The organism is Jidongwangia harbinensis (genome assembly GCF_020216025.1).
Taxonomy (GTDB): domain Bacteria; phylum Actinomycetota; class Actinomycetes; order Mycobacteriales; family Micromonosporaceae; genus Actinoplanes; species Actinoplanes harbinensis.
The window spans coordinates 116,973-143,278 of record NZ_JAIWNC010000028.1; the positions used below are offsets into that span (position 1 = coordinate 116,973).

The 26,306-nt window shown below is 71.3% G+C and carries 24 protein-coding genes and 1 pseudogene; 11 read left to right on the forward strand and 14 right to left on the reverse strand.

Features of this window, described 5'->3' with window-relative positions; genetic code table 11:
* Positions 1 to 52 precede the first annotated feature (52 nt).
* Positions 53 to 1,837: a VirB4 family type IV secretion system protein gene (locus LDL48_RS30230; protein WP_225257905.1), complete on the reverse strand. Its 1,785-nt coding sequence runs from the start codon at positions 1,835 to 1,837 to the stop codon at positions 53 to 55.
* Positions 1,834 to 2,769: a PrgI family protein gene (locus LDL48_RS30235; protein WP_225257906.1), complete on the reverse strand. Its 936-nt coding sequence runs from the start codon at positions 2,767 to 2,769 to the stop codon at positions 1,834 to 1,836. The genes LDL48_RS30230 and LDL48_RS30235 overlap by 4 nt, the downstream gene beginning before the upstream one ends.
* Here LDL48_RS30235 and LDL48_RS45190 point away from each other — a divergent pair.
* Genes LDL48_RS45190 through LDL48_RS30255 form a run of 4 tightly spaced genes read left to right on the forward strand, consistent with a single transcriptional unit; the run spans position 2,673 to position 6,161 of the window.
* The gene (locus tag LDL48_RS45190; protein ID WP_225257907.1) at positions 2,673 to 3,155 is read left to right on the forward strand and encodes a DUF5372 family protein; all 483 of its coding nucleotides are present in this window, start codon (positions 2,673 to 2,675) and stop codon (positions 3,153 to 3,155) included. The genes LDL48_RS30235 and LDL48_RS45190 overlap by 97 nt on opposite strands.
* Complete coding sequence (locus LDL48_RS30245) at positions 3,152 to 4,609, forward strand: recombinase family protein (RefSeq protein ID WP_225257908.1); 1,458 nt, start codon at positions 3,152 to 3,154, stop codon at positions 4,607 to 4,609. The genes LDL48_RS45190 and LDL48_RS30245 overlap by 4 nt, the downstream gene beginning before the upstream one ends.
* Positions 4,542 to 5,228, forward strand: a complete 687-nt coding sequence (locus tag LDL48_RS30250; protein ID WP_225257909.1) for a hypothetical protein — start codon at positions 4,542 to 4,544, stop codon at positions 5,226 to 5,228. Before LDL48_RS30245 ends, LDL48_RS30250 begins: the two co-directional genes overlap by 68 nt.
* Before the next feature lie 9 nt (positions 5,229 to 5,237).
* Positions 5,238 to 6,161 (forward strand): sulfotransferase domain-containing protein, encoded by a 924-nt coding sequence (locus LDL48_RS30255; protein ID WP_225257910.1) that lies wholly within the window; start codon positions 5,238 to 5,240, stop codon positions 6,159 to 6,161.
* Positions 6,162 to 6,297: 136 nt separating this feature from the next.
* On the opposite strand, the gene LDL48_RS30260 is transcribed toward LDL48_RS30255, so the two are convergent.
* The 4 genes from LDL48_RS30260 to LDL48_RS30275 form a co-directional block, all read right to left on the reverse strand.
* Complete coding sequence (locus tag LDL48_RS30260) at positions 6,298 to 6,492, reverse strand: hypothetical protein (RefSeq protein ID WP_225257911.1); 195 nt, start codon at positions 6,490 to 6,492, stop codon at positions 6,298 to 6,300.
* Positions 6,489 to 7,835 (reverse strand): TrbL/VirB6 family protein, encoded by a 1,347-nt coding sequence (locus tag LDL48_RS30265; RefSeq protein WP_225257912.1) that lies wholly within the window; start codon positions 7,833 to 7,835, stop codon positions 6,489 to 6,491. Before LDL48_RS30265 ends, LDL48_RS30260 begins: the two co-directional genes overlap by 4 nt.
* A gap of 2 nt (positions 7,836 to 7,837) precedes the next feature.
* The gene (locus LDL48_RS30270) at positions 7,838 to 8,176 is read right to left on the reverse strand and encodes a pilin (RefSeq protein WP_225257913.1); all 339 of its coding nucleotides are present in this window, start codon (positions 8,174 to 8,176) and stop codon (positions 7,838 to 7,840) included.
* A 232-nt stretch (positions 8,177 to 8,408) separates the two neighbouring features.
* A complete protein-coding gene (locus LDL48_RS30275; protein WP_225257914.1) occupies positions 8,409 to 9,230 on the reverse strand; it encodes a hypothetical protein in 822 nt (273 codons plus the stop codon).
* An 816-nt stretch (positions 9,231 to 10,046) separates the two neighbouring features.
* Here LDL48_RS30275 and LDL48_RS30280 point away from each other — a divergent pair.
* The 3 genes and pseudogenes from LDL48_RS30280 to LDL48_RS45195 all read left to right on the forward strand — a co-directional run.
* On the forward strand, positions 10,047 to 10,769 hold the full coding sequence (locus LDL48_RS30280; protein WP_225257915.1) for a hypothetical protein: 723 nt from the start codon (positions 10,047 to 10,049) through the stop codon (positions 10,767 to 10,769).
* Positions 10,770 to 11,237: 468 nt separating this feature from the next.
* On the forward strand, positions 11,238 to 12,296 hold the full coding sequence (locus tag LDL48_RS30285; protein ID WP_225257916.1) for a recombinase family protein: 1,059 nt from the start codon (positions 11,238 to 11,240) through the stop codon (positions 12,294 to 12,296).
* Positions 12,293 to 12,361, forward strand: a pseudogene (locus LDL48_RS45195) (hypothetical protein); the annotation flags it as partial. The gene LDL48_RS30285 and the pseudogene LDL48_RS45195, both read left to right, overlap by 4 nt.
* 442 nt (positions 12,362 to 12,803) lie before the next feature.
* Here LDL48_RS45195 and LDL48_RS30295 read toward each other — a convergent pair.
* From LDL48_RS30295 to LDL48_RS30310, 4 genes are all read right to left on the reverse strand, one after another.
* Positions 12,804 to 13,427 carry a hypothetical protein gene (locus tag LDL48_RS30295; protein WP_225257918.1) on the reverse strand — a complete coding sequence of 208 codons (624 nt, stop codon included), beginning with the start codon at positions 13,425 to 13,427 and terminating at the stop codon, positions 12,804 to 12,806.
* A gap of 4 nt (positions 13,428 to 13,431) precedes the next feature.
* Entirely contained in the window at positions 13,432 to 14,832 is a 1,401-nt protein-coding gene (locus LDL48_RS30300; protein WP_225257919.1) for a serine hydrolase domain-containing protein, read from the reverse strand.
* Positions 14,833 to 14,902: 70 nt separating this feature from the next.
* Positions 14,903 to 17,011 carry a glycogen debranching protein GlgX gene (glgX, locus tag LDL48_RS30305; protein ID WP_225257920.1) on the reverse strand — a complete coding sequence of 703 codons (2,109 nt, stop codon included), beginning with the start codon at positions 17,009 to 17,011 and terminating at the stop codon, positions 14,903 to 14,905.
* Positions 17,012 to 17,100: 89 nt separating this feature from the next.
* Positions 17,101 to 17,604, reverse strand: coding sequence for a PRC-barrel domain-containing protein (locus LDL48_RS30310; protein ID WP_225257921.1), 504 nt, complete (start codon positions 17,602 to 17,604; stop codon positions 17,101 to 17,103).
* Between the two features lie 311 nt (positions 17,605 to 17,915).
* On the opposite strand from LDL48_RS30310, the gene LDL48_RS30315 reads away from it, so the two are divergent.
* Positions 17,916 to 18,974 carry a spore photoproduct lyase family protein gene (locus LDL48_RS30315; RefSeq protein WP_225257922.1) on the forward strand — a complete coding sequence of 353 codons (1,059 nt, stop codon included), beginning with the start codon at positions 17,916 to 17,918 and terminating at the stop codon, positions 18,972 to 18,974.
* Between the two features lie 60 nt (positions 18,975 to 19,034).
* Complete coding sequence (locus LDL48_RS30320; protein WP_225257923.1) at positions 19,035 to 19,574, forward strand: P-loop nucleotide/nucleoside kinase family protein; 540 nt, start codon at positions 19,035 to 19,037, stop codon at positions 19,572 to 19,574.
* Positions 19,575 to 19,694: 120 nt separating this feature from the next.
* Here LDL48_RS30320 and LDL48_RS30325 read toward each other — a convergent pair whose 3' ends face one another.
* Positions 19,695 to 20,120: an NUDIX domain-containing protein gene (locus tag LDL48_RS30325; protein ID WP_225257924.1), complete on the reverse strand. Its 426-nt coding sequence runs from the start codon at positions 20,118 to 20,120 to the stop codon at positions 19,695 to 19,697.
* 391 nt (positions 20,121 to 20,511) lie between these two features.
* Here LDL48_RS30325 and LDL48_RS30330 point away from each other — a divergent pair, with 391 nt between their 5' ends.
* Positions 20,512 to 21,228, forward strand: a complete 717-nt coding sequence (locus LDL48_RS30330) for a 3-keto-5-aminohexanoate cleavage protein (protein WP_225257925.1) — start codon at positions 20,512 to 20,514, stop codon at positions 21,226 to 21,228.
* On the opposite strand, the gene LDL48_RS30335 is transcribed toward LDL48_RS30330, so the two are convergent.
* The 3 genes from LDL48_RS30335 to LDL48_RS30345 all read right to left on the reverse strand — a co-directional run bounded on the left by LDL48_RS30335 (position 21,216) and on the right by LDL48_RS30345 (position 24,657).
* The gene (locus LDL48_RS30335; protein WP_225257926.1) at positions 21,216 to 22,301 is read right to left on the reverse strand and encodes a spore photoproduct lyase family protein; all 1,086 of its coding nucleotides are present in this window, start codon (positions 22,299 to 22,301) and stop codon (positions 21,216 to 21,218) included. The genes LDL48_RS30330 and LDL48_RS30335 overlap by 13 nt on opposite strands.
* A gap of 28 nt (positions 22,302 to 22,329) precedes the next feature.
* Positions 22,330 to 24,180, reverse strand: a complete 1,851-nt coding sequence (locus LDL48_RS30340) for a SpoIIE family protein phosphatase (protein ID WP_225257927.1) — start codon at positions 24,178 to 24,180, stop codon at positions 22,330 to 22,332.
* Positions 24,181 to 24,318: 138 nt separating this feature from the next.
* A complete protein-coding gene (locus LDL48_RS30345; protein WP_225257928.1) occupies positions 24,319 to 24,657 on the reverse strand; it encodes a type II toxin-antitoxin system PemK/MazF family toxin in 339 nt (112 codons plus the stop codon).
* A gap of 135 nt (positions 24,658 to 24,792) precedes the next feature.
* Here LDL48_RS30345 and gnd point away from each other — a divergent pair, with 135 nt between their 5' ends.
* Positions 24,793 to 26,226, forward strand: a complete 1,434-nt coding sequence (gnd, locus tag LDL48_RS30350) for an NADP-dependent phosphogluconate dehydrogenase (protein ID WP_225257929.1) — start codon at positions 24,793 to 24,795, stop codon at positions 26,224 to 26,226.
* Positions 26,227 to 26,306 lie beyond the last annotated feature (80 nt).

The following is a 26,306-nucleotide window of genomic DNA, read 5'->3' on the forward strand; positions in this document are numbered from 1 at the left end:
GAAGGGAAGAGGACGGTGGTGGCCGGATCGTCGGCCGGCGGTTAGCGGTGGGCTACTCGTCGACTTCGAGGTCTCCGATGCACAGCCGGTGCTCTTTGCGGGACGCGACGGCCTGGAAGCTGACCCGGTGGGTGCCGGAGATCAACAAGCCCTCGCCGCGGCGGGCTGACAGCAGTAGCCGGGTCTCGCCTGTGGTGAGGCCGAAGGAGCGGGCGATGACGGCGATCGGTGGCGCTGCCTGCCGCAGCAGGATTTGGGTGGCGGCGTTGGCGATGACGGCCTGCCCGAGGTCCGAGCCGAGCAGGTCACCGACGTCCTGGGTGATGACCGAGACTCCGGCCTTGCGTTTGCGGGCGCTCTTGGACAGGCGGTAGAGGAATTTGGCGCCTTCGCCGTCCTTGAGCAGCACCCACGCCTCGTCGACGATGACCAGCCGGCGCGGCGGCATCGCGCCGGCGGGTGGCACGTCGACATCACGCCAGATCGCGTCCAGCGCCATCAGCATGCCCGGTGCCCGTAGCTCGTCGGCCAGCTGCCGGGTCGACCACACCACCAGCTGCCCGTGCGGGACATGCGTGGTCGGTCCGTCGAACAGGTCGCGGAAGCTGCCGGACACCCAGGGGGTGAGCCGGGCGGCCAGGGTGAGCGCCGGGCCGGAACCGTCGGTTTCCAAGGCGGAGGACACGTCACGCAACAGCGGCGCCTGCCGCTGCCACGTGCTCGGGTCGTTGGAAATCCCCGCTGTCGCGTAGGCGGCGATGATCGCCCTGTCCAAAGCGGCCCGCTCGACCGGCGGCGGCTGCTCACCCAGCAGCACCGCAACGAGGGTGTGCAGAAACAGGGCCCGGCGCGTCAACGCGTCGTCGCGGCGGTCCCCGGCTGGGATGTCGAGCGGGTTGAGCCGGACGCCGCCTGCTCCGAGGTGAATCGTGGTGCCGCCGACCGCGTCGGCGAGGCGGTGATATTCATTGTCGGGGTCGATGACCGCGATGTGCACCCCGTCGGCCAGCGAGCGCAGGACCTCGAGCTTGATGAAGTAGCTCTTCCCGCTGCCGGAGTCGGCCAGGACAACGGAGTTGGCGTTGTGCTGGTTCCAGCGGTCCCACCACACGATGCCGTTGCTGTCCGGGTTGAGCCCGTACAGCATCCCTGCTTCCGGGGCAGGTTCTCCGGGCAGCGGCGCGGGCAGGTCCGGGCTGGCGAGGGGGAACATCGTGGCGATGGCCTCGGTGTCCATGACTCGCCGCTGGCCGATGGTGTCGGTCGCCAGCGGCAGCATGGTGAGCCAGCCCTGTAGCTGGCGCCAGGTGGCGGGCTGGACGTCGAGCAGCACCGACGCGGCGACCGCGCGGACGTGCGCGACTGATTCCTGCAGCTCTTCCAGGCTCGGGGCGTGTACGCACAGGTACAGGCCGACCCGGAACAACTTGGATTGGCCGCGGGCGATGCGGTCGGCCAGGTCCGCGGCGTCGTCGGCGGCGGCCTCCGCAGCCGGGTCGAGCAACCGGCCGTTCTCGGTGTCGGAGCGCCGGTTGGACTCCAGCCGGGCGCGCTGTCGGCGTAGCCGGCCCGCGGCGGCTTGCGGGGTGAGCGGGTCGATGTAGACGACGACGTCGAGGCGGCCGGGCCAGGCCAGCAGCGGGTCGAGCCAGGCCGCGCCGACCTCAGCCGGATACCCGGTGACGATCAGGGTCGACGCGTAGCCGTCGCCGACCTGTAGATGGCGGGGCAGGTTGACGACGCCGGCGGGGCCTAGAACGGACGAGAGCCCGGCCGCATCTGCCGGGCTCTCACCAGTCTCTGTCTGCGGTTGTTGTTTGCGGTTCAGCAGTTTCATAAGTCGGCTCCTTGTCCGGTCACCGGTGCCCCGGGACGGGCTCGGGGCCAGGTGACGTCGGCCGGGGTGTAGGGGTCGGTGGCGCAGGTGAGCACGGCGGTCGCGGTCGCCCCGTCGAGCACGACGGTCTGTGCGCCCAGGGCGGCAAGCGCCGAGGCGGCGTGGTCCGCGCGGCGTAGGACTTCGGTGTCGCGGCCCCGGTCGCCCTGGGCGGTGACGGCGATGGTGACGGTGCGCCACAGCGGATCTCGGCGCTCGGCCAGCTGATCCAGGAACTCGGCGTAGTCGTACGCCGCGTCCGCCAGCGCCGGATTGGCGATGCCCGCCGCGCCGTCGGCGACCCGTTGGGCGTGGCTCGACAGATCCACCCGCTGCGCCGAGATCACCAGCTGCACTCCCCCGGTCAGCGAGTTCAACCACCGCCCGTACGCGTCGACCAGGGCGACCTGCTCGTCACCGGAGCGCAGCCCGATGTTGACGGTCGTCGCCGCGACCAGGGCGACCGCCTTGTCGCCGGCGTCGATGACCCCGGATTCGGCTATCGCCCGGGCCGCAAGTCGCAGCTGCGGCACCGCCATGCCCGGCCCAGGCGCCCACCCCGGCACCGGTTGGGCCGCGGCGGCCGCGTGCTGCTTCTGGCTACTGGACTGCTGCACCGCCGACAGCAGCCAGGCGTCCAGGCTGCGCCCGTCGCGGCGGCCCAGCGCGAGCGTGACCGCGACCCCGGCGACCGGCACCAGCAGCCCAATCAAGACCGGCGGTGGCAGCAAGTGCCCGAGGCCGCGGAACACCGCGTACGCGACCGCGGCGGCGACCGCCAGGATCGCGAGCTGGCGTGCCGTCAAACCGTAAACGATCTTGTCGGGCTGGTCCACGTCCGTCGGAACCCTTGCTCTATAAGGCTCGTCCGTCCAAGTACTCTTTGGACTCATTGACGATCACCCACCCTTTTCATCCGTTGTTCGGTCAGTGCCTTACGGTGCTGATCACGATGCGCAAGTGCACCGGGCTGTGGTTCATGTGCGAGGTCGACGGGAGGCGTCGGGTCACGGTGCGTCAGGAGTGGACGGATCGTGGTGTGCCGGCGTCGTCGGATCGGCTCGCTGTTGATGGGTTGGGCGCCGCGCGGGCGTTGGTCGACGCGATCGACGCGACGCGGACAGGCAGCCCTCATGAAGTACCTCCTGAGCAGGGACAGGACAGGGATGGCTCGGATGAGCCGGGAACGAGGGCTGTTGAGCGGGCCAGACCTGCGCCAAGCGGTGATGGCGGTGGCGAACATGCTCGAGGCGCTGCTGAACGCGGATGTGGCCGGTGAAGCCGTCGCCGAAGATCACGTCGTCGCATCTGAGCCGGTCGGCGATCGTGTACGTACGTCAGTCGACCCTGGCGCAGGTGCGGGAGAACACCGAGTCCACGACCCGGCAGTACGGGTTGACCGCGACCGCCGCCGAGCTCGGCTGGCTGGCCGAGCAGGTCGTCGTGATCGACGCCGACCTGGGCATCTCCGGGCGGTTCGGTTCCGAACGCGATGGCTTCCGCGACATCGTGGCGCGGATCTGCATGGGCGAGGTCGGCGCCGTATTTGGGTTGGAGGTGTCTCGGTTCGGCCGTTCGAACGCCGACCTGACCCGGCTGATGGAGCTGGCCCGGCTCACCGACACCCTGCTGATCGACGCCGACGGCGTCTACGACCTGGGCAACGTCAACGACCGGTTGCTGCTCGGCCTCAAAGGTCAGATGAGTGAGATCGAGCTGCACTTTCTGATGGGCCGGCTGCACGGCGCGAAACTCGCGGCAGCCGAGCGCGGTGAACTGCGGCACCCGCTGCCGGTCGGCCTCGTTTACGACGCTGACGGCGGTGTCGTCAAGGACCCCGACGAGCAGATCCAGGGCGCGGTCGCGGACCTGTTCGCCGAGTTCGGCCGCGGCGGTTCCGCGCTCGCGGTGATGCGCGCGTTCGACGCCGCGGGCAGGTTGTTCCCCCAACGCACCTGGGGCGGCGCGTGGGCGGGCACGCTGAAGTGGGGCAAGCTGACCCGGGTGCTGCAGGCGTTGAAGAACCCGGCCTACGCCGGCGCCTACACCTTCGGCCGCTCCAGCGAACGGCGCCGGGTCCAGCCGGACGGGACGGTGCGCAGCTCGCGCCGCAAACGCGCCCGCGAAGACTGGACGGTCACCATCCGCGATCACCACGAGGGCTACATCAGCTGGCAGGAATACCTCGACATCGAGGTCAAACTCGCCGCGAACAACACCCAAGGCGGTGCCCGCCCGGCCCGGGAAGGCACCGCCCTGTGTCAGGGGCATCATCAGCTGCGGTGTCTGCGGCGGCCGGGTCGGCACCCGCTACGACCGCGGCGACGCCCGGGCGACCTACACCTGCCAGGTCAAAGACGCGATCCGCACACCGCAGTGCCGGACCGTGGTTTCGACTACCGTCGACGCGGCCGTCAGCGCCCTGTTCCTCGACACCATCACCGAGCAACAGATCACCATCGCGCTGGCCGCCAGCGACGAGGTCACCGACCGCCGCGTCCGCAACCACCGGGCCGCCGAACTGGCCGTGCAACGCGCCCGCTACGAAGCCGAACGCGCCGAACGCGCCTTCACCAACGTCGACCCGGACAACCGGCTGGTCGCCCGCAGCCTGGAGAGCCGCTGGGAGACCAAGCTGGTCCAGCTCGCCGACGCCGAAGCAGCGTTGGCCACCGCACAAGCCACCACCGCCCCCGCGCCAGAGCAGAACGCCTTGCGCGCCTTGGCCGCTGACCTGCCACGGTTGTGGGACAGCCCCACCACCAGCCACCGCGACCGCAAACGACTGCTGCGCAGCCTGATCGCCGACATCACCCTGTTGCCCGCTATCGACGACGACAGCGTCCGGATCGGTGTCCGCTGGCACACCGGCGCCACCGACGAACTCACCGCCCTGCGGCACGGGCCCGGCCGCACCCCCGCCGGAGCTTTGGAACTGGTCCGCCGCTACGGCGCCACACACACCAGCGAACAACTCGCCGAACGGCTCAACGCCTCCGGCTTGCTCACCGGCAAAGGCAAACCCTTCACCGCCGGCGCGGTCGCCCGCGTCCGAGACGCCTACAAAATCTGGGCGCCGCGCACCGTGGCCATCCAAGACGGCGAGGTCAGCGTCAAACACGCCGCCGCACAGCTCGGCATTCCCGCCAGCGCCGTCTACAACTGGCTGGTCAAAGGACAGGTTCCGGCCCGCCGCGCCCCGGGCGGACGGTGGTGCATCCCCTGGGACCCCGCAACGCAGGAGATCTACCGGGACAAAGTCGCCAAGTCGTTCCGCCTCAAGCCGACCAACCTCGCTGCCAACCGGGACCCCGGATCGGACGCGACTCACCGTGACAATTACGGCCGATAGGGTGATGACATGGTGAACGCGGCGCCCGCCGTCTACCGCTGCGGACTGACCGACAGCAGCCGCTGGCGGGAGTTCCAGCTGCGGCCGGACGACATCGTGATCAGCGTGCCGTCGAAATGCGGTACGACCTGGATGCAGATGATCTGTGCTCTGCTGATCTTCCAGACCCCCGACCTGCCCACCGCGCTGACCACCCTCTCGCCCTGGCTCGACATGTTCCTGCGACCAATCGCGGACGTCACCCGGACCTTGGACGCCCAGCAACACCGCCGGTTCATCAAGACCCACACCCCGCTCGACGGTCTGCCCCAGCTGCCCGGCGTCGTCTATGTCGTTGTCGGACGCGATCCCCGTGACGTCGCCGTGTCGATGGCTTACCACCGGCCCAACCTCGACGACAAGGTCATCCACCGCCTCCTGGCCTCCGGCGACCAGGCACCCACCGACCCACCGACCAAACCGGAGCGTCCGGCAAGCACGCGTGAACGCGTGCTGCGGTGGATCGATGACCCGCGGCCGGCGACTGAGAACCTGGACTCGCTGCGCACCGTGGTCCACCATCTCGGCCAGGCGTGGGAACGCCGCAACGAACCAGCGGTGATCCTGCTGCACCATGCCGATCTCTCTCGAGACCTCGCAGGGCAGATGCGGCGACTCGCCGACCGGCTGGGCATTCACGTGCCGCGGAAGCAATGGCCAGCCCTGATCGAGGCGGCCACCTTCACCTCCATGCGCGCCAAGGCCCACCAGCTGGCCCCTGACGAGCGGCTCGGACTGTTCACCAGCAACAGTGCCTTCTTCCGCTCCGGCAAGCCCGGCCAGTGGAGAGAAGTCCTCAACGACGCCGACCTCGCCGCCTACGACAGCTTGATCCGGTCGCTGGCCAATCCAGACTTCGTCGACTGGGCCGAAAACGGCACACACAGCAGCTGAACGACACCAGCAACCTGCATCCACGCCTGCACCGAGCAGAAGAGCATCGAACTCCAACAAACCCCAACAACAAACGCAGAGAAGGCAGTATGAAGCGCCCGTCGGGATCCGGGCGCGCGGGCCGGCCTCCTCATTGTTACGCATCCCGCTCACCACGCTCGCCCCGCTCGCGGCGGCCCTTGAGATAGCAGGTGTAGAGGTCGACGCCGTCGGCGAGTTCCTGAGGCGTGTACGGGTAGATCGGCCGGCCGGTCGGCCAGGCGATCGCGACGACCGCACGGTGATCGCGGACCTGTCCGATGGCAGGCGAACTGGTGGTGTTGGTGCTCATGACCGGTTCCTTCCGGTGGGTGCGGCGCTGCCGCGGCTCGGTGTGGTGCTCCGGTTCGCCGCGGTGCCGCGGCCCGAGGTCGCGGCGTCGCGACGGCGCAGGGATTGGGTGTAGACATCGACGCCGCCGGCGATCTCATCCCGGGTGTAGGGCCTCACCGGGCGTCCACTCGGGTAGGCCGTACCGCCCACGCCCGGGGCGGCACCGGCGGGTGGTCGGGCCGGCACGCGCGCCGGTCGCGCCGAGCGGGCAAGGGCGGGCGGGGACGTCCGTTCGGCTGCGGGCAGTGGGTTGGCCGCAGGCCGCGACAACGGGCGGGAGCCACCGCCGCGCGACGGGCCGGTCGGCCACGGCCGGTCGGTACGACCGGCGGCCGGTCCCGCACTGGGCCCTCGGCCAGCGGCGGCCGCGGTTCGTGCGACGCCGCCTCGGCCGGCCGCGCGGCTCAGCCCTCTGGTGAGCTGCTGCACGAGCACGACCCGCACGATCATCCCGACCGGACTCGGCGACGACTTCGAGACGTAGCGGCGCATCATCGACGGGACCTTGAGGATCGCCCACAGCAGGCACAGCACGACCAGCAGTTTCATGACCGTCCCGGTGTTGCCGGGCAGGCCCAACGCCGGAAGGTCGGACTGCGGGCTCAGGAAGATCGTGAGCGTCGTGTGCAGGGCGACCGCCTGGATGAGCACGGTGCCCAGCGCGCCGAGCATGAGGCGCCACCACAGTTTCGCGGCCGGCTCGGTCTGCGGGGTTCCGTGCAGCGCCAACGCGATCGGCGCCACCCCGACAGCCACGATGAGCACACCGAGCCGGATGATCCATTGCACCAGCAGCATCGCCACCAGGACCGCGATGACCAGGCCGATCACGACGAACAGGAACCCACCGGGCTCGGTGGCCGTCTGGTCGGCGAACGCGTCGGCGACGATCTGCTGCAGGTGCCGCATCGACCCCGGCGAGGTGATGTCCTGAGAGGTCAGAGCGATCGTCAACGCGTTGGCCAGGCCGATCATCTGTGAGCACAGCGGCATCGCCAGGTTCGCGCCGATCAGACCGATGACCAACCGGGGAATCAGTTCGCCCGGGCCGTAGCGGCTTTGGATGGTGTCGCGGCCCAGCACCAGGATCGCCATCCACAGGATGGCCAGCACATAGCAGGTGTTGACGATCGCCAGCGAGGTGCGGGAGAAGGATTGGACCTGCGGCAGCAGGGTCACGTCCGGCGAGTGGAACGCGGTTGCCGACAGCAGGTCCCACAGGATGCTTAGTCCGCCGGCGATGACCGCGGCGAACCGTCTGAGGATGGCGTCGATCAGCGCGGAGGTGAACCAGTTAGCCATGCTCAGCCACCGATCCAGCCCTTCACGATGGCGAGCAGGACCGGCGCCAGAACAGCGAGGGCGTAGCCGATCAGGGCGGACTTGAGCGCCGACTTGGCCTTCTCCACCTCAGCCGGGTCACCGCCGGCCGCGAGGTAGCGCAGCCCACCGATCGTCAAGAAGAGGGTCGCGACCCCGAGCAGCATCCCGATGATCCACGTCGTGATGTTGGAGATGATCACCGGCAGGCTGTGGGCCGCCTCGATGTGCGTGTCGGCCGCGTAGGCGGGAACGGAAACGGCCACCGCCGCAGCGGTGGCCGTCAGAAGGAAGAGCAGTCGGGAAATGTTGCGTCGCAACATGGTGGGCACCTCCCGCCCCGGCTTGCGGGGCGAATTGGGATTTGAGGTGCGCCACCGGGATCACAGGGGTGGGGCCGCAGGAGCGGTGCTCCTTCCAGCCGTTGCGGGATCGGGTGCGAACACGGCCCCGTCAGGCCGGCGCCACAACGTGATCCCGGGGCGCCGACGCCGGCCGCCTCTTGCGGTCCGATGTCTTGCCCACCAAGGCCCTGCGTTGGGTGCCCAACGCGGCCTATGCCGCCGCGCCGCTACCCAACGCCGGCCCAACACCACGCCCCGGGCGGCTGGTGTTGGGCCGGTTGCGGCGCGAGCGCAGCGGCACGAACGACAACTCGCCCGCCCCGATCGCGTCGGCGAGGCGTTTCTCTGCCCGCGTCCTCCACGCCGACGCCAGCTGCGGGGAGATCCCGATCCGCGCGGCCACGCCGGCCAGGGTCTGGTCGTCCAGCCGGGTGGCGGCGATCAGATTGGCCTCGTCCCGGTCGAGCACGGCGACCGCCACCGCGCGGGCCAGCACCAGATCCGGGTGATCCCAGGGCCGGATCGGCATCACCGCCCCCAGCTCGCCGGAGCGGATCAGCATCGTGTCGGATTCGGCTTCACGGACCTTGCGGGCGGCACGGACCCCGGCCTCGATCAGCCGGCCGCAGATCCGCGCCGCGTCGAGGTCGACCCGCGCAAGGCACTCCATGAACCCCAGCAGCAGTTCAGCGTCCAGGTCGTGGGTGTCGCCACGCCAGCCGGCGGCCAGCATGCCCGCCTGGCGGCGCAGGCCGGGCATCGCCATTCCGACAGCGGCGACCCGCCACGCCGGCCCGTCCCGGCGAGCCCGCACGACTAGCTCCCGCCACACCGCGTTACGGACCTGCGGGCTCGTGCCCGCCGCCAGCACCAGCCGGCGCAGCTCGTCCAGCGGCAGGATCCGGTCGGGCAGCCCGTCGAAGCCGCGGGCGTCGAACGGCACATGCGTCGGCGCTTCAGCCAGCAGGGTGAACGCCTTCTCGGCCGCCTCCAGCGGCGTCGACGGCCAAGGCGAAGAGGTAGAGGTAGACATGCAGAACTCCCGAATGGTGGGTGCGCCACGGTGACCCCGGGCGCGTGAGCCGCCATTCAGGCAGGTTCAGCCAACATCAACCGAAGTGGCCGTCGGCGGCGTCCGGCTGTTGGCGCAGGTCACGACCGCCCAACAGGCCGCGGCACGCGAACCCGGCCTCGGCGCCGATGAACAAGGGCTGCGACAACGGCGCAGGTCAGGCGGCCAGTTGGGCGCGGTTGGGCAGGCCGCCGTCTTCCGGGCTCGCGACCGGGTAGCCGGCGTGGCGCAGCGGCAGCATGGCCGGGGACGTTCCGACGTCCAAGGTGCGTCAGGCGACACGCCTTGTGCACTCAAGACGCGACGACGGCGGTCACGGCCGGGTCGGCGAGCGTCGGAGACCCTTGGTCGCGGAACCCTCTCACCCCGTCGCCCGATGGCTGACCCCGAGAACCCGGCTTCATGGTGCCGCCACCGGTTGCCGTCTACCACGATCGGCTCGAGGTTCTGACCTTGACGCGCGACCCAACGCCTCGCCTGATCGCACGGCGACGCCACCCAACACGGGCGCCCGGCGCAGCCGCCTTCACCTCCACAACGGCCCATAGCATGCCCACCCAACAGAAGAGCGAACGGCGCGTGTGGGGCCCAGCCGGACGGCTCGTTGGGTAAACCCGGCTTCTCGCCCGAAGTCCTGTTGGGCCAGGCCGCCGGACACGCGATGGGACTGTTGGGTTGGCGTTGAGTTGCGCCGACGCGTCCAGCCCGGCGAATCCCGGCTGCGCGGCGCTTTAGTGAAATGCGAACACGGCTCGTCGGCGCGGGAGCGACCCGCCCATGACTGCCCATGACAAGAACGCTTCCGTCGCCCCGGGCGCCGGGACTGACACGGCGCCCGACACCCCTGCCACCACCCCCGCCAGTCGCGACACGCCCGCCGTCATCGTCTGGCGGATCAGCCCGGACAGCGATGCCAGCGCTGACACGACCGGAAATCCTGACGCCGGTGACAACCCGCTGACCGCACGACTGGCACGCCACCTCGTCAAGATCTACAGCGACGTCCACGCCACAGTCGTCGACTTCGACGCCGACCCCACCCTTCAGCGCGCGGCCGAGGCAACCGGGCGTACCTACTCGACGATCACCGACCTCAGCGAGGCGGCTCCGGAGACCCAGCCGTCCGGGCCGGCCGCGCTGATCCTGCTGCGCTGGCCCCGCCCGGCCACCGACGAACCGGGATCGGACGCCAACAGCCTTCTCAGGCGCTGCCAAAGGCACCTCGCGGACCACGGCAGCACCATCGTCGTCGTCACGACCATCCCACCGGGCACCGGCGGGCCCAGCTACCGCGATCACGAGCAGGTCCTGCTGCCCGCCGCAAGGTCCGCCGGGCTGCGCCACCTGCACGACATCGTCCCCATCGACGCCGTCGACGGCCGGGACGCCTTCACGTATGCGACCGGCCAGCGGTCCGCCCGGGTGACTGAGTCCGGCGGACCGCGACAGGACGGCGTCACGACCTTGGTGGTCTTCGGTCATCGCGGGCGGCGACCGTGACATCCCGCGACAGCGGCGACAGGAACCGGCACGGGGGCGACAGGAACGGCGGCCCGTTCCTGTCGCCCCTGCCACGCCACCGGCGCCCGGTGACAGAAACCTGTCGCCGGGTGACAGAGACGAACAGCCGAGCCGCCAGGCCGCGATGACTGACCGCGACATCCGACGCGGCGACCACGACATGACACGGCCGGTCGGCGACGCGAACCGCCGCGACCGCGACACGCGGCAAATCGCGGAAAGTCGCGCCGGGCAGGCCTTGCCTGCCGCAATTGAGTCAAACTACCCTGCCCCGGCCCTGACCGGACCCGCCGTACAGAAGCCTGATGGCCTACGAATCGAGCTTCCGCAGCACGACCCGGTCATCACCCCGGCGGCAGCTCGCGCACTACTACGGCTAGTCCAACGAGCTACAGCGCGGCGCGACCAGCCGGACGACTAGCAAACCCCACAACTCGGGAGTAGCCCATGAGATTCGCCTTCTACGGACGGGTGTCCACCGAAGACAATCAAGATCCCCAAGCGTCTTACAACTGGCAGTTCACCCGTGCCCGCGGGCTCATCGAACCCGCGGGACACACCATCGTCGCCGACTTCTTCGATATCGGTACGTCGCGTTCGCTGCCGTGGAAGCGTCGGCCCCGTGCCACCGAACTGCTGGCCGCGTTGAAGGACCCGCGGCGCGGGTTCGACGGTGTCGTCATCGGTGAACCGCAGCGTGCGTTCTACGGCAACCAGTTCGGTCTCACCTTCCCGATCTTCGAGCACTACCGCGTCCAGCTGTGGGTTCCTGAAGTTGGCGGGGCCGTCGATCCGGGCAGCGACGCCCACGAACTGGTCATGGCCCTTTACGGCGGCATGAGCAAAGGTGAACGCAACCGCATCAAGATCCGCGTGAGGTCCGCGATGGCCGCCCAAGCCGCGATGGAAGGCCGTTTCCTTGGTGGACGCCCGCCCTATGGCTACCGGCTCGCCGACGCCGGACCGCACCCGAATCCCGGCAAGGCGGCCGACGGTAAGCGCCTGCACCGGCTCGAAGCCGACCCGATCACCGCACCGGTCGTGCAACGCATCTACCGCGAATACCTGGCCGGGTCGGGAATCTACGCCATCGCCGAAGGGCTCACCCGCGACGGGATCCTCTCGCCCTCGGCCGCCGACCCGGCCCGCAACTCCCACCGCCACATCCAGGCCTGGGGCAAGAGCGCCATCCGGGTCATACTCACCAACCCCCGCTACACCGGCCGCCAGGTCTGGAACAAACAACGCAAGGCCGAAATCCTCATCGACGTCGACGACGTCGCGCTAGGGCACGAAACCAAGATGCGTTGGAACCCGACCCGGGAATGGGTCTACTCCACCACCCGGGCACACGAAGCGCTCGTCGACGACGAAGCCTTCGAACAGGTCCAGACCATGATCGCCGCTGGCGCGAAACGGCCCGACGTCGACCGCAAGCCGCGACGCAGCAAGCGCAGCTATGCCTTCTCGGCCTGCTCTTCTGCGGTCTATGCGATCGCAGGATGATCGGCAGCTTCAACAACGGCCGCAACCACTACCGCTGCACCTACAGCTCCGAGTACGCCGACGCCAACCGGCTGGCCCACCCGCGCAGCCTCTACCTGCGCGAGGACAAGATCGTCGAACTCGTCGACCCCTGGATCCGCCGGGCCTTCTCCCCCGCCAACCTGCGCACCACGCTGCAGGCGATGGCCGATGCCCAACACGACGACGCCGACCAGCATCGCGTCCTCGCCGCACGGGAAAAGATCAAGACCTGTCAGACCAAGCTCGACCGGTACCGTGCCGCACTCGACGCCGGTACCGACCCGGTCCTGGTCCAGCAGTGGATCACCCAGGTCCAAGCCGAGAAAGCTGTCGCCGAGGCCGACCTACGACGAATCACCGGACGCCGCACCATGACCCCTGACGAGATCAACACCCTGGTCGAGGCCATGGCAGGTATCGCGACGATCCTGCGGCGAGCCGACCCCACGGACAAAGCCAAGGTCTACCGACAACTTGGAATCAAGCTCACATACAAGCCAGGCCTCCGCTTGATTCAAGCAGAGGCCTCGCCAAATGGATCTTGTACTCAAGTGTGTCCGAGGCCGGATTCTTGTCGCAGTTCCAGCCGCCGTCCGGCCACTGCCAGCGGAGCAGCCGGGACACCAGGTCGGCGCAGCGCGGGTCGGCCAGCCCGAGCGTGCACAGGAACCACAGCGCGTTGCCCTGCTGCGAGGCGCACCGGCGGGGCCGGCCCCGGATGACCGGCACCCCGCGCCGCCGGTACGCCGCCGACTTGGCGTCCGCCACGAACCCGACGTCGTACGACGGGTTCAGCCAGGTGTCGAGGACCAGGTCGCGCAGCGGGTGCAGCGCGGCGTCGCCGGGCGGGTAGCCGAGGTCGGCGAGGGCGGCCAGCGCCCAGTGCGCACCCTGCCACTTGGCGTACGTCCCCGGCGGGTCGGCCGAGCGGCACGGCGCCAGGAGCCGGCGCACCCGTTCCGAGTCGCGGATCTGGTCCCGGAGCGCGTCCAGGCCGGCGCCGTCCGGTGCCTCGCCGAGCACCCGGGTGCGGACCTTCCACCGGATCGACGGCTCGGCCGAGGACAGCAGCGCGTCGACGATCGGCCCGTGCCCGCCGCTGCCCGTCACCCGGTCATTGTGCCCCTGCGGCGCCGGGTCCGGGGACCCGCCAGCCGTCCGGGTCGACGCCGCCGGGCACCGCGGCGGCCGGGTCGTAGGGGCGGCGGGTGAACACGAACGTGCCGAGGTCGAGGTGGCTCACCGCACCGGCGGCGTCCCGTACGACCCGCAGCCGTTCGCCGGCGAAGTAGCCGTTGAGCCCGATCCAGCTGCCGTCGCCGGCCGGGCGCAGCCGGGTTCCCCGGCCCACCGCGCGCAGCCCGGTCAGGTCCAGGAAGCCGTCGGCCACCGGGCGCAGCAGGTACGGGGCCGGCCCCCAGTACCAGGGCCCGGCGAGATCCAGCAGGTCCGGGTCGACCACGGGCAGCGGCCGCCACGGCGCCGGGATCCGCGGCTCCCGCTCGGCCACCGTGGCCACCAGGTCGGCGGCCATCGTGCTCACCGGGAGTCCGGCGGTCACGTTGCCGAGAACGACGGCGCCCAGCCCGTCCTCCTCGCTCACCCAGACGGTGGCGAGGAAACCCGGCAGCGAGCCGGTGTGGCCGACCAGCAGCCGCCCGTCCCGGCGGAGGATCTGGGTGCCGAGGCCGTAGCCGCTGTCCAAGGTGGCGGCCTCGGGCGGAGACGACGGGGTACGCATCTCCGCCACCGTGTCCGGGTGCAGCACCCGTTCGTCGCCGTCGAGCAGCAGGACCGCGAGCCGGGCCAGATCCGCCGCGGTGGACCAGAGCTGCCCGGCCGGCGCCATCCGCCCGGTGTCCACGTCCGGTTCCGGCAGCAGCACGTCGGCCCAGGGGTGCACCGCCCAGCCGGTGGCGTGCGGCGCGGCCGGGACCAGCGCGGTCCGGGTCATGCCCAGCGGGTCCAGCACCTCGCGGCGCAGCACCTCGCCCCACGGCTCGCCGCGCAACCGCTCCACCAGCGCGCCGAGCAGCGCGTACCCCGGATTGGAGTAGTGGTGGCGCCCGCCCGCCGGATGCGGCTGCGGTTCGGCACCGAGCACATCGGCCAGTTCCGGCCGCAGGTCGCCCGGGGTCCGCTCCCACCACGGTCCGGGCGGGTCCGCGCGCAGCCCGGCGGTGTGCGCCAGCAGCGCACCGATCGTGGCCTGTCCCGCCGACGTGCCGGGCAGGTGCTCGGCCAGCGGATCGGTCAGCGCCAGCCGGCCCTCGTCGCGCAGGCGCAGCACCAGCAGCGCCACGAAGGTCTTGGTGATCGAGCCGATGCGGTACTGGACGTCGCCGTCCGGCGGACGCCCGTCCACGCTCCCCCAGCCCTCCACCCACACCGGGCACCCGTCACGCACCACGGCGGCCACGGCCGACGGCGCCCGCCCCTGCACCTGACCGGTGGCGAGACGGTGGCGCAGGGCGCGGCGGGTTTCGGCCAGGAGATCGGTGCCGGTCGCTGACATGCCGGCGAACGTACCAATGATGACGATCGCGCGGCATCCGGGCGCCCGGACCGGGGCGGCGCGGCCCGGGTCAGTAGCGGCACCGCAGGACGACCATGGTGTGGCCGCCGACCTCGCGCGTGCCGCCGGCCTTGATCGTGCGCCGGCGGGCCGCCAGCAGCGGGTCCGCGGTGTCCACCACGGCCTCCCAGGTGCTGCCGTACTGCGCCGGCGGCACGGTGAACGTCACCGTCTCGCCGAGCGGGTTGAACAGCACCAGGAACGAGTCGTCGATGATCGGCTCGCCCAGCGCGTCGCGCTCGGGGATGCCGTGGCCGTTGAGGAACACGGTCATGGTCATGCCGCTCTGGGTGTTCCAGTCCTGGTCGGTCATCAGCTCGCCGTCGCGGCGCAGCCAGGCGATGTCCTCGATCTTCGAACCGGGCACCTCCTCGCCGCGGAAGAAGCGGCGGCGGCGGAAGATCGGGTGGTCCTTGCGGAGCTGGGTGAGGTGCGCGGTGAACAGCTGCAGCACGTCGTGGTGGCGAGCGGCCTCCCAGTCGATCCAGCTCAGCTCGTTGTCCTGGCAGTACACGTTGTTGTTGCCCAGCTGGGTGCGGCCGATCTCGTCGCCGTGCACGATCATCGGCACGCCCTGCGAGAGCAGCAGCGTGGCGAGGAAGTTGCGCTTCTGCCGTTCCCGCAGCGCGTTGATCTCGCCGTCCTCGGTGGGGCCCTCGACGCCGCCGTTCCAGGACCGGTTGTGGCTCTCGCCGTCGCGGTTGCCCTCGCCGTTGGCGTCGTTGTGCTTGTCGTTGTAGGACACCAGGTCGTGCAGCGTGAAGCCGTCGTGCGCGGTGACGAAGTTGATCGAGGCGATGGGCCGCCGGCCGTCGATCTCGTACAGGTCCGAGGAACCGCTGAAGCGGGACGCGAACTCGCCCAGGCTGGACGGCTCGCCGCGCCAGAAGTCGCGGACCGAGTCGCGGTACTTGCCGTTCCACTCCGTCCACAGCGGCGGGAAACCGCCGACCTGGTAGCCGCCGTCGCCGACGTCCCACGGCTCGGCGATCAGCTTCACCTGGCTGACCACCGGGTCCTGGTTGACCAGGTCGAAGAACGCGGCCAGCCGGTTCACCTCGTGGAACTCCCGGGCCAGCGCGCTGGCCAGGTCGAACCGGAAGCCGTCCACATGCATCTCGGTGACCCAGTAACGCAACGAGTCCATGATCAGCCGCAGCGACTCGTGGTGCCGCACGTTGAGGCTGTTGCCCGTACCCGTGGTGTCGTAGTAGTACTGCTTGTCCGCCTCCACCAGCCGGTAGTAGGCCGGGTTGTCGATGCCCCGGAACGACAGCGTCGGGCCGAGGTGGTTGCCCTCGGCGGTGTGGTTGTAGACCACGTCGAGGATGACCTCGATGCCGGCCCGGTGCAGCGCCTTCACCATCGTCTTGAACTCCTGCACCTGACCGCCGTGCCCGCCGAACGAGGCGTAGCCGTTGTGCGGCGCGAAGAACCCGATGGTGTTGTAACCCCAGTAGTTCGACAGGCCGCGCTCGGCCAGCGTGCTGTCGTGCACGAACTGGTGCACCGGCATCAGCTCCACCGCGGTCACACCGAGCTTCTGGAAATGCTTGATCATCTCCGGGTGGGAGAGGCCGGAGTACGTGCCCCGCACGTCCTCGGGCACCTTCGGGTGCCGGGCGGTCATCCCCTTGACGTGCGCCTCGTAGATCACCGTCTCGTGCATCGGGATCCGCAGCGGGGTGTCGTTGGCCCAGTCGAAGAACGGATTGATCACCACCGAGCGCATCGCGTACGGCGCCGAGTCGGTGTCGTTGTACGAGTCCGGGTCACCGAAGCGGTACGAGAACAACGCCTCGTCCCACTCGATGCCACCGTCGATCGCCTTCGCGTACGGATCGAGCAGCAGCTTGCTGGGATTGCACCGCAGCCCGGCCCGCGGGTCGTACGGGCCGTGCACCCGGTAGCCGTACCGCTGGCCGGGCACGATCCGGGGCAGGTACCCGTGCCACACCAGGGCCTCGCGTTCCGGCAGGTCGACCCGGGTCTCCCGGCCGTCGTCGTCGAACAGGCACAGCTCGACGCGCTCGGCGACCTCGGAGAAGAGCGCGAAGTTCGTGCCGCCGCCGTCGTAGGTGGCGCCGAGGGGGTACGGGTTGCCCGGCCAGATTTTCATGCGCCGTGCGTTCCCCGTCGGGCCGTTCACCAACCCCCGTGACACGCGGGCGTCCCGTGACGACTGCCACGGGACGCCGGCGTACCGGGTCAGCCGTGCTGCTCGGTCACCACATACCGGCGCAGGCGGGCCCGGCCGGTTTCCCCGGTCCGGGCGCCGGCGACCGGGCGGGCCGTCGCGTCGTCGGTCCCCGGCCAGGACGTGTGGTGCTCGGCGTGCCGGGAGTCGGTGCGGGACTCCCGGCCGTAGCCGGCCGTGCCGGTGTCCAGGTCTCCGCCGGCCGCCGGGTACCCGTAGTACCGGTACAGCTCGTCCTCCTCCGCGGGGCTGAGGTCGCCGTCGGCGTCGATCCGCGGGGCGTTCTTGACGGTGTCGGAGTCGAACGGCACCACGATCCGGTCATCGGTGAGCGACGCCCGCTGCAGGGGGACGAACGACTCCTTGGTGCCGAACAGCCCGGTCTTGACCGAGACCCACTCCGGGTCGCCGCTGCGGTTGTCGAGATAGACCTGACCGGCCGAGCCGATCTTGCCGCCGCCGGACTCGTAGACGTCCTTGCCGAATAGCCTCTGGATGTCATTCCTGGTGATCATGCGAGCCCTTTCCATGGGGGATGGAAACGCACGAAACCGCTGCTCAGCGGCTCGTACGTGATCTCAGATGCCCGCCCATGCACCGCATAAACAATGGCGTTGTGAATTGTTTCCCGGCCACCTCGATGCATTACCCGAAAGGATTAAGAATGCGCCACGAGCGGTGGCCGCACGGCGGTGCGGCCGACTCGGTGGTACACCGGCGTGGTCGTGGACGCCGCGCCCGCCCGGCGAGGCGGAGACCGGCCGAGCCGGTCCGCCGTTCCCCTTCGGAGGGGAATCCGACCAGCTCAGCGGCCGTTGTACCGCAGGTGAGCGACGTACTGGACATCCGCCGCATCTACCTCGAGCCGGACGCGGCCGCGCTGCAGCGCGGCAAGGAGGTGCTGGCCCGCTGGCCGGACGCCGAGCGCGTCGAGGTGGCCAGCCACCAGCGGATCCCGGAGCTGTACGGCGACGAGACGAACGTCGGCCGCTGGGTCCGGATCAAGCGGGAGGCGCTGGTGCTCGGCGTGAAGCGGTCACTGACCGCCCGCCCGAACGGCCGCTCGGCCGACTTCATCGCGCCGTCGACCGCCAACGGCTGCGCGATGGCCTGCGCCTACTGCTACGTGCCGCGGCGCAAGGGCTACAGCAACCCGATCACGGTCTTCGCCAACATCGACAAGATCACCGGGTACGTGCAGCGCCACGTCGCCCGGCAGGGGGTCAAGCCGGCGCCCAACGAGTGTGACCCGCACGCCTGGGTCTACGACATCGGGGAGAACTCCGACTGCAGCCTGGACGCCCGGATCAGTGACAACGTGCGGGACCTGGTGGAGACGTTCCGGTGGATGCCGACCGCCAAGGCCAGCTTCGCCACCAAACACGTCAACACCGACCTGCTGGACTGGGACCCGCAGGGCCGTACCCGGATCCGGTTCTCGCTGATGCCGCAGGCCGACGCGAAGCTCCTGGACATCCGCACCACGCCGGTGCCCGAGCGGATCGCCGCGATCGACGACTTCGTGGCCGCCGGGTACGAGGTGCACGTCAACTTCAGCCCGGTGGTGGTGCGCGACGGCTGGCTCGCCGACTGGGCCGAACTGCTCGACCAGCTCGACGCCGGCCTGGGCGCCGCGGCCAAGGCCCAGCTCGCCGCCGAAGTGATCTTCCTGACCCACAACGAGAAGCTGCACCAGGTCAATCTGGGCTGGCACCCGAAGGCGGAACAGGTGCTGTGGCGCCCCGACCTGCAGCAGGTCAAGCACTCCCAGAACGGCGCCGAGAACGTCCGGTACCGGACCGGCAGCAAGGGCCGGTACGTGGCCGCCTTGACCGGCCTCATCGCGCAGCGGACGCCGTATTGTCGTATCCGCTATGCCTTCTAGACTGATCATCCCCGTCGACGGGGCGCGCACTCCGGCGATGCGCCTCCCGGTCGCTCGTCCGTGAGCGCTCCGGCCCTGGTGGTGGTGAGCGGCGCACCGGGCAGCGGCAAGACCACGCTGGCGCACACGGTGGCCCGGCACGTCGGCTGCCCCGCGATCTGCCGCGACGAGATCCGCGAGGGCATGGCGCACGCCGGCACCGCCGACCCCACCATGCGCCGCACCCTGGACACGTTCTTCGACACGCTGGGCGTGCTGCTGCGCGCCGGGGTGACCGTGGTGGCCGAGTCCGCCTTCCAGGACCGGCTGTGGCGGCCGATCCTGTCCCCGCTGGCCGGCCTCGCCACCATCCGGATCATCCGGTGCACCGCCGACGCCCGGGTGTCCCGCGACCGGATCGCCCGCCGTCTGGTCACCGACCGGCACCGTGCCGCGCACCGGGACCGGGAACTGCTGCGCGGCCTCGACGACGGCACCCGGTCGCTGGCCGACTGGACACCGATCGCGCTCAGCGTGCCGACCCTGGTCGTGGACACCAGCGACGGCTACGCGCCCGGCCTGGACACCATCGTGGCGTTCGCGGCCGGCCCGCGCCCCTGACCACGGGCGGCCGCTGGGGCACCGGCCGCACCCCTGACCACGGGCGGCCAGTGGGCACCGGCCGCACCCCTGGCCACGGGCGGCCAGTGGGCACCGGCCGCACCCCTGACCGCGGCGGCCCTACGGCGCCGGCTTCCCGCCTACCGGGAGCAGCTCGAGCGTCGCGGGCAGCTGGGAGTGCAGCGGCGCGGGCAGCGCGTTCGGGGCGAACCAGCCGAGCCGGTCGAACTTGTGCGGCTCACCGATCGCCACCGCCTCCGGGTCGACCCGTACCGCGAACACGATCGCCACCCAGTGCGACGGCGGGTCCTCGCGCAGCACGTTGCGCACGCCGAGCAGGGTGGTGCCGAGGGGCTCGGTGGCGTACTCCTCGCGTACCTCCCGGGCCACCGCCGCCTCGAACGTCTCGCCGAACTCCAGGGCCCCGGCGCCGCAGTCCCAGGCACCGGGTTCGTCCCGGGCACCGGGCGAACGGCGGGCCAGCAGGATCCGGCCTTCGTCGTCCCGGCACACGAAGACACAGGAGACGTCGGGCTTGCGGGTCACGGGCGCCTCCCCGGGCGGTCGCGGACGGTCGCCGCCATGGTGCCGCAGACGCGCCCGTCCTCGGGCACCGGGCCCGCCCCGCGACGTGTCGGCCCCCTCACCCAAACCCCTACGCCCCACACCCGACAGCACCCACCCGCCCGTGTCGACCTACGGCGCGCTCCAAACCCCAACGCCCCACACCCGACAGCACCCACCCGCCCGTGTCGACCTACGGCGCGCTCCAAACCCGAACTCCCCACACCCGACAGCACCCACCCGCCCGTGTCGACCTACGGCGCGCTCCAAACCCCAACGCCCCACCCCGATCGCGCCTGCCAACGGCACCTCCGAACCCGCGCTCCCCGCAGCAAGTCGGCGCGCTGCCACGGCGGTCTGGCAGGCTGGACGGGTGATCAGACGGATCAAGGCGTGCCTGAACGGCGGCCGCACCGACCCGCCGGTACCGGTCACTCCGGCGCAGCTGGCGGACGCCGCGACCGGGGCGGTGGCGGCCGGCGCCGAGGCCGTACACCTGCATCCGCGCGGCCCGGACGGCCACGAGTCCCTGGCCGCGGCGGACGTCGGCGCGGCGGTGTCCGCGGCCCGCCGGGCCGGAGCGCCGGTGGGCGTGTCGACCGGACTGTGGATCACCGGCGGGGACGTCGCCGCACGGCAACGGCTGGTGCGGGGCTGGGCCGAGCTGGACGACCGGCCCGACTTCGCGTCCGTCAACGTGGGCGAGGAGGGGTACGCCGGCCTGGTGGACACGCTCACCGGCCTCGGCGTGGCGGTCGAGGCGGGGGTGTGGACGCCGGCCGAGGCGGACCGGGCCGGCGACGTGAGCCGGATTCTGGTGGAGATCATCGGTACGCCGGCCGGCGCGGCGGTGTCCGCGGCCGACGCCGTGCTGGACCGGCTGCACCGGCTCGACTTGCGGGTGCCGGTGCTGCTGCACGGCGAGGACGCGGCGTGCTGGCCGCTGGTGGCGCACGCCGGGCGGCTCGGCCTGCCCACCCGGATCGGGTTCGAGGACACCCTGACCTTTCCGGACGGCTCCCCCGCGCCCGACAACGCCGCCCTGGTCCGGCGGGCGCTGGCGGTGTGGACGGCCGGTCAGGTCCAGTAGAGCACGCGGCAGCCGGGCAGCCGCCGGGCGATCTCGGTGTCGAACCAGTCGCGCAGCTCGGCCATGGTCTCGCGGGGGTAGACGTACTTCACCGCGCCGTACCTGCCGTGCTTGCGGCTGCGGGACGCCTCGTCCATCTCCAGACGGGTACGCGGATACCAGCCCAGCAGCACCTCCTTGCTGCCGGGCGTGAACCGGTGGGTGATCAGTTCCGCGGTCAGGTCGAGTCCGGGCACGCCGGCCACCGCGTCGCGGACCGCGTCCAGCAGCAGCCCGTAGTGGGTGCGCCAGTCGGGCACCGGCATGATCGGCGCGATGGTGAGTCCGACCGGGTAGCCGTCCAGGGCGAGCCGGCGCAGCGCGGCCAGGCGGTCCTCCACCCGGGCGGTGCCGCCCTCCAGGCGGGTGCTGACCGGCCGGCAGTTGACGCTGAACCGGACCCGGGTACGCCCGGCGTGCGGCAGCCCGACGAAGCCGTCCACGTCGTCGTACTTGGTGGTCCAGCGCAGTTGCACCGGCGCGTCCCAGGCGCCGAAGTGTTCCACCGCGCGCCGCCAGCTGCCGGTGAGGTGTTCCAGGGCCAGCGGGTCGGTGTAGCAGGACGCCTCGAACGTGGTGCCCTCGTCCGCGCGGGCGGAGCTGCGGCTGGTCACCTGGCCGCGGCCGGCGTAGTCGGTGAGGCCGGTCAGGATCTCGTCGAGGTCGGCGTACACCCGGGTGACCGGCGGGCCGGACAGCGACCCGGCCAGGTAGCAGTACTGGCAGTGCGCGGGGCAGCCCTCGGCCAGGTCGAACCGCCAGTCCGCGCTGGGCGCGATGGGCTGCAGCCGGCGCCGTGACGGCGGGCTCACCACGATGGCCAGGGTGGCCTTGGCCCGGGCGTACGTCTCCCGGTCGGTGGCGCCGCGGACACCGGTGAGCCGGTTCGAGGCGAGCCGTTCCACCTCGAGGCCGCGCGCCTCGGCCAGGGCCATGATCCGGTGCCCGTGCGGGTGGTCGTACGCGGCCGGCGTGGCCACCACCCGCCGCGGCGTCCACCGGCGCGCCGGGCGGGCCACGGTTTCGTCGGTCACCGTGGGGGTGGTACCCGCAGGACGCCGGTCAAACGGCCGACCGGGAACGCAGGAAGCGCCGCAGGTCCTGGGTCTCGCCGGTGGCCGGGCGGGCGGCCAGGATGCAGGTGTCGTCGTCCGGGTTGGCCTGCTGCAGCCGGGCCAGCAGTTCGCCCAGCGGGCGTTCCGGCGACGCGGCGACCGCCTCGTCCACCGCGGAGACCACCGTGGCCAGGCCGTCGTCCAGGCCGTACCGGCGGTGCTCGACCAGGCCGTCGGTGTAGAGCAGCAGCACGTCGCCGACGCACATCTCGACCTCGGCGCATTCGTACCGGGCGTCCTCCAGCACGCCCAGCATCGGGCCGGACGGCCGGGACAGCGGCGCGGTCCGGCCGAACCGGCTCAGCAGCGGCGGCGGGTGCCCGGCCTGGGCCCAGGTGAGCCGGCGGCGGACCGGATCGTAGCGGGCGATGACCGCGGTCGCCCCCAGCTCCGGGTTCTCCGCCTCCAGCTCGCAGGTGAGCCGGTTGAGCTGGTCCAGCAGGACCGCCGGGTCGCTGGTGGTGACCGCCAGGGCGCGCAGCGCGTGCCGCAGCTGGGCCATCGTGGTGGCGGCCTGCATGCCGTGCCCGGACACGTCGCCCACGGCGAGCAGCACCGAGCCGTCGCGCAGCTTGCCGGCGTGGTACCAGTCGCCGCCGACCAGGCTCTCCTGCCCGGCCGGCAGGTAGCGCAGGGCCACCTTCAGCCCGGGGAACTCCAGCGGGCCGTCCGGCAGCGGCAGGATGATGTGCTGCAGCCGGGCGGCCAGGTCGTGCTCGGCGGCCAGGGTGCGGCGCTGCTCGGCGAGCTGCTGTTCCACGTCGGCGAGCCGGCGGACGCTGTCCTCACGGGCGGTGACGTCCTGCACGATGCCGTAGATGCGCAGCGGGCGTCCCTCGGCGTCGCGGATCGCGTCGATCACCGTACGCAGGTGTTTGATGGTGCGGCCGATCCGGACCCGCAGCGTGATGTCGACCCGCTCGGCCCGCTCGAATGCCTCCGCGGCGGCCATCCGCAGCGCCTGGTCCTCCGGCAGCGTCAGCGCCGCCGACTCCTCCCGGCTCAACGGCCCGAGGGCCGGGTCCCGCTCGTAGATCCGGTACAGCTGGGCGGACCAGTGCACCTCGCCGCTGACCAGGTCCCATTCGCCCCAGCCGAGGTTGCCGAGGCGTTCGGTGCCGGCCAGCCGTTCGCTCTCCGGCCGGTCCCCGTCGTGCCGGGTCCAGCTGACCAGCAGGTCGTCGCCGAGCTTGTGGGCGCGTACCGAGAACGTGCCGTCGCCGTGCCGGAACGGGCCGGTCTCGGCCGGGTCGCCGCTGTCCAGCACCGCGGCGTAACGGGCCCAGCGGTCGCTGACCAGGCTCTCCGGGAAGCTCTCGCCGAGCGTGGTGCCGAGCAGGTGCCGGCCGGGCCGTCCGTCGGGGGTGACCGCCTCCGGGCTGACCGCGGCGTACCGCAGGTCGGCCAGCCGGCCGGCCGGGTCGCGGACCGGGGTGAGCAGCGCCACCGAACCGGGCAGCGCGTCCAGGATGTGCTGCACGGCGGACCGCCACGGGTCGGACCGGCGGGCCGGCGCCGGGCCGGGGAACAGCGCGGCCAGCGGCGTCGCGGACGGGTCCGCCCCGGGGTCCGGCAGGTCGAGCAGCGCGATCACGCCGGCCGCCACCTCGGTGAGATCACGTTGCTGCTCCGCGGCCATCCGCAGCAGGTGACCGTGCGCCTCGGTGAGCCGGCACCGGGTGCGGCCGGCGAGCAGGCCCACGGCGCGTTCGACCGTGCCCGCGCCGGCGGTCAGCCGGGACACCGGTGCCCTCAGGTCCTGCACCGCGTCCACGTACGCATGTCTGCCGCCGAGCACCGCACCTCCGATCGCCGTATCCGTGTTCCTGCATACGCGAGCCGTCCACCGGTCGTCATCCCCCGATCGCCCGGGATGCCGCCGACCCGCGGGGCGAGCGGACAAGATCACCCAGACGGACGATGGCGGAACGGCCGATCAGATCTCGAAGAGGTCCCGTACCGCCTCGGCCAGACGGACCATGCTGGCACCGGTGACCATGCCGATCCGCTCGGCGCCGACCGAGGCGGGGAGCCGGCGCATCCGGTTCACCACCACCACGCCGGTGATCGGGTCCTGCTCGGTCAGCGCCACCGCGTACGGCGGCAGCTCGGTGGTGCCGCGCTGGCGCACGATCGGCGCGCAGAACGGCGAGGCGTTGACCCGGTCGTTGTAGGTGTCCGCGGACAGCACGAGCACCCGGTACCGGAGGTCCGTGCGGCTGCCGATGGTCCAGATCTCGCCGCGCTTCATCGGAGCGTCGGTCCCCTCGGCCATGCCCCGGAGCGTACCGCCGGCCCGATCTTCGCCCGCGCCCGGCTCGTCCGGTGCTCACTTGGCGGACGCGGTCGAACTCCCAGCGTCGCGAACACGTAAGAATGACCGGGTGAATCGTGAGGGAAGGACGCGGACATGAGTGAGAAGGCGCAGATCGGGGTCACCGGCCTGGCAGTGATGGGCCGCAACCTGGCCCGTAACTTCGCCCGGCACGGCCACACCGTCGCCGTGCACAACCGCAGCTACGCGCGGACCAAGGAGCTGGTCGAACAGTTCGGCGACGAGGGTACGTTCCTGCCGTCGGAGTCGGCGCAGGACTTCGTGGCCAGCCTGGAACGCCCGCGCCGCGTGGTGATCATGGTCAAAGCTGGTCCGGCCACGGACGCGGTGATCGACGAGTTCGCGCCGCTGCTCGAGCCCGGCGACATGCTGATCGACGCGGGCAACGCGCACTTCGCCGACACCCGGCGGCGCGAGGCGGCGCTGAAGGAGCGCGGGCTGCACTTCGTCGGCACCGGCGTGTCCGGCGGCGAGGAGGGCGCGCTGCACGGCCCGAGCATCATGCCCGGCGGCTCGCGGGAGTCGTACGAGTCGCTCGGCCCGCTGCTGGAGGACATCTCGGCCAAGGTCGACGGCGAGCCGTGCTGCGTGCACGTCGGCCCGGACGGCGCCGGCCACTTCGTCAAGATGGTGCACAACGGCATCGAGTACGCCGACATGCAGCTCATCGCGGAGGCGTACGACCTGCTCCGGCAGGCCGGCGGGCACTCGCCGGCGGAGATCGCGGAGATCTTCAAGGGGTGGAACGAGGGCCGGCTGGGCTCGTACCTGATCGAGATCACCGCCGAGGTGCTCAAGCAGGCCGACCCGGAGACCGGTCAGCCGTTCGTGGACGTGGTGCTGGACCGGGCCGAGCAGAAGGGCACCGGCCGCTGGACCGTGCAGTCGGCGCTGGACCTGGGCGTACCGATCAGCGGCATCGCCGAGGCGGTGTTCGCCCGGGCGCTGTCCGGCGACCCGGTGGCCCGCGAGGCCGCGGCCGGGCTGCCCGGGCCGTCTGCCACCGCCGGCGCCGGCGGCACCGGCCTGCAGGCCGACATCGAGCAGGCGCTGTTCGCCAGCAAGATCGTCGCGTACGCGCAGGGCTTCCAGCAGATCCAGGCCGCCAGCAAGGAGTACGGCTGGGACATCGACCCCGGCGCGATGGCCAAGATCTGGCGGGACGGCTGCATCATCCGGGCGAAGTTCCTGGACTACATCAAGCAGGCGTACGACAAGTCGCCGCAGCTGCCCACGCTGCTGGTGGACGACTACTTCCTGGAGGCGGTCAGCGGCGCCCAGCAGGGGTGGCGGCGGGTCGTGGCGCTGGCCGCGGAGCAGGGCGTCCCGGCGCCCGGGTTCGCGTCGGCGCTGGCGTACTACGACGGCCTGCGGGCGAAGCGGCTGCCCGCCGCGCTGATCCAGGGACAGCGGGACTTCTTCGGCGCGCACACGTACCAGCGGGTCGACAAGCCCGGCGCGTTCCACGTGCTGTGGGCCACCGAGGACCGCAACGAGGTCCCGGCCTGACCGGTCCGCCGGCCCGCCACCACGGCGGGCCGGCGGCCTAGGCCGGCACGACCGGCCGGACCATGGCCATCAGGGCACCG

Coding starts and splice junctions, on each gene's coding strand:
- LDL48_RS30275 (WP_225257914.1), bottom strand. CDS start 9,230: ATGTCTACCTCTACCTCTTCGCCTTGGCCGTCGACGCCGCTGGAGGCG.
- LDL48_RS30345 (WP_225257928.1), bottom strand. CDS start 24,657: ATGGCCGAGGGGACCGACGCTCCGATGAAGCGCGGCGAGATCTGGACC.
- LDL48_RS30265 (WP_225257912.1), bottom strand. CDS start 7,835: ATGGCTAACTGGTTCACCTCCGCGCTGATCGACGCCATCCTCAGACGG.
- LDL48_RS30285 (WP_225257916.1), top strand. CDS start 11,238: ATGAGATTCGCCTTCTACGGACGGGTGTCCACCGAAGACAATCAAGAT.
- LDL48_RS30310 (WP_225257921.1), bottom strand. CDS start 17,604: ATGATCACCAGGAATGACATCCAGAGGCTATTCGGCAAGGACGTCTAC.
- LDL48_RS30255 (WP_225257910.1), top strand. CDS start 5,238: ATGGTGAACGCGGCGCCCGCCGTCTACCGCTGCGGACTGACCGACAGC.
- LDL48_RS30235 (WP_225257906.1), bottom strand. CDS start 2,769: ATGAGTCCAAAGAGTACTTGGACGGACGAGCCTTATAGAGCAAGGGTT.
- LDL48_RS30270 (WP_225257913.1), bottom strand. CDS start 8,176: ATGTTGCGACGCAACATTTCCCGACTGCTCTTCCTTCTGACGGCCACC.
- glgX (WP_225257920.1), bottom strand. CDS start 17,011: ATGAAAATCTGGCCGGGCAACCCGTACCCCCTCGGCGCCACCTACGAC.
- LDL48_RS30280 (WP_225257915.1), top strand. CDS start 10,047: ATGACTGCCCATGACAAGAACGCTTCCGTCGCCCCGGGCGCCGGGACT.
- LDL48_RS30300 (WP_225257919.1), bottom strand. CDS start 14,832: ATGTCAGCGACCGGCACCGATCTCCTGGCCGAAACCCGCCGCGCCCTG.
- LDL48_RS30230 (WP_225257905.1), bottom strand. CDS start 1,837: ATGAAACTGCTGAACCGCAAACAACAACCGCAGACAGAGACTGGTGAG.
- gnd (WP_225257929.1), top strand. CDS start 24,793: ATGAGTGAGAAGGCGCAGATCGGGGTCACCGGCCTGGCAGTGATGGGC.
- LDL48_RS30260 (WP_225257911.1), bottom strand. CDS start 6,492: ATGAGCACCAACACCACCAGTTCGCCTGCCATCGGACAGGTCCGCGAT.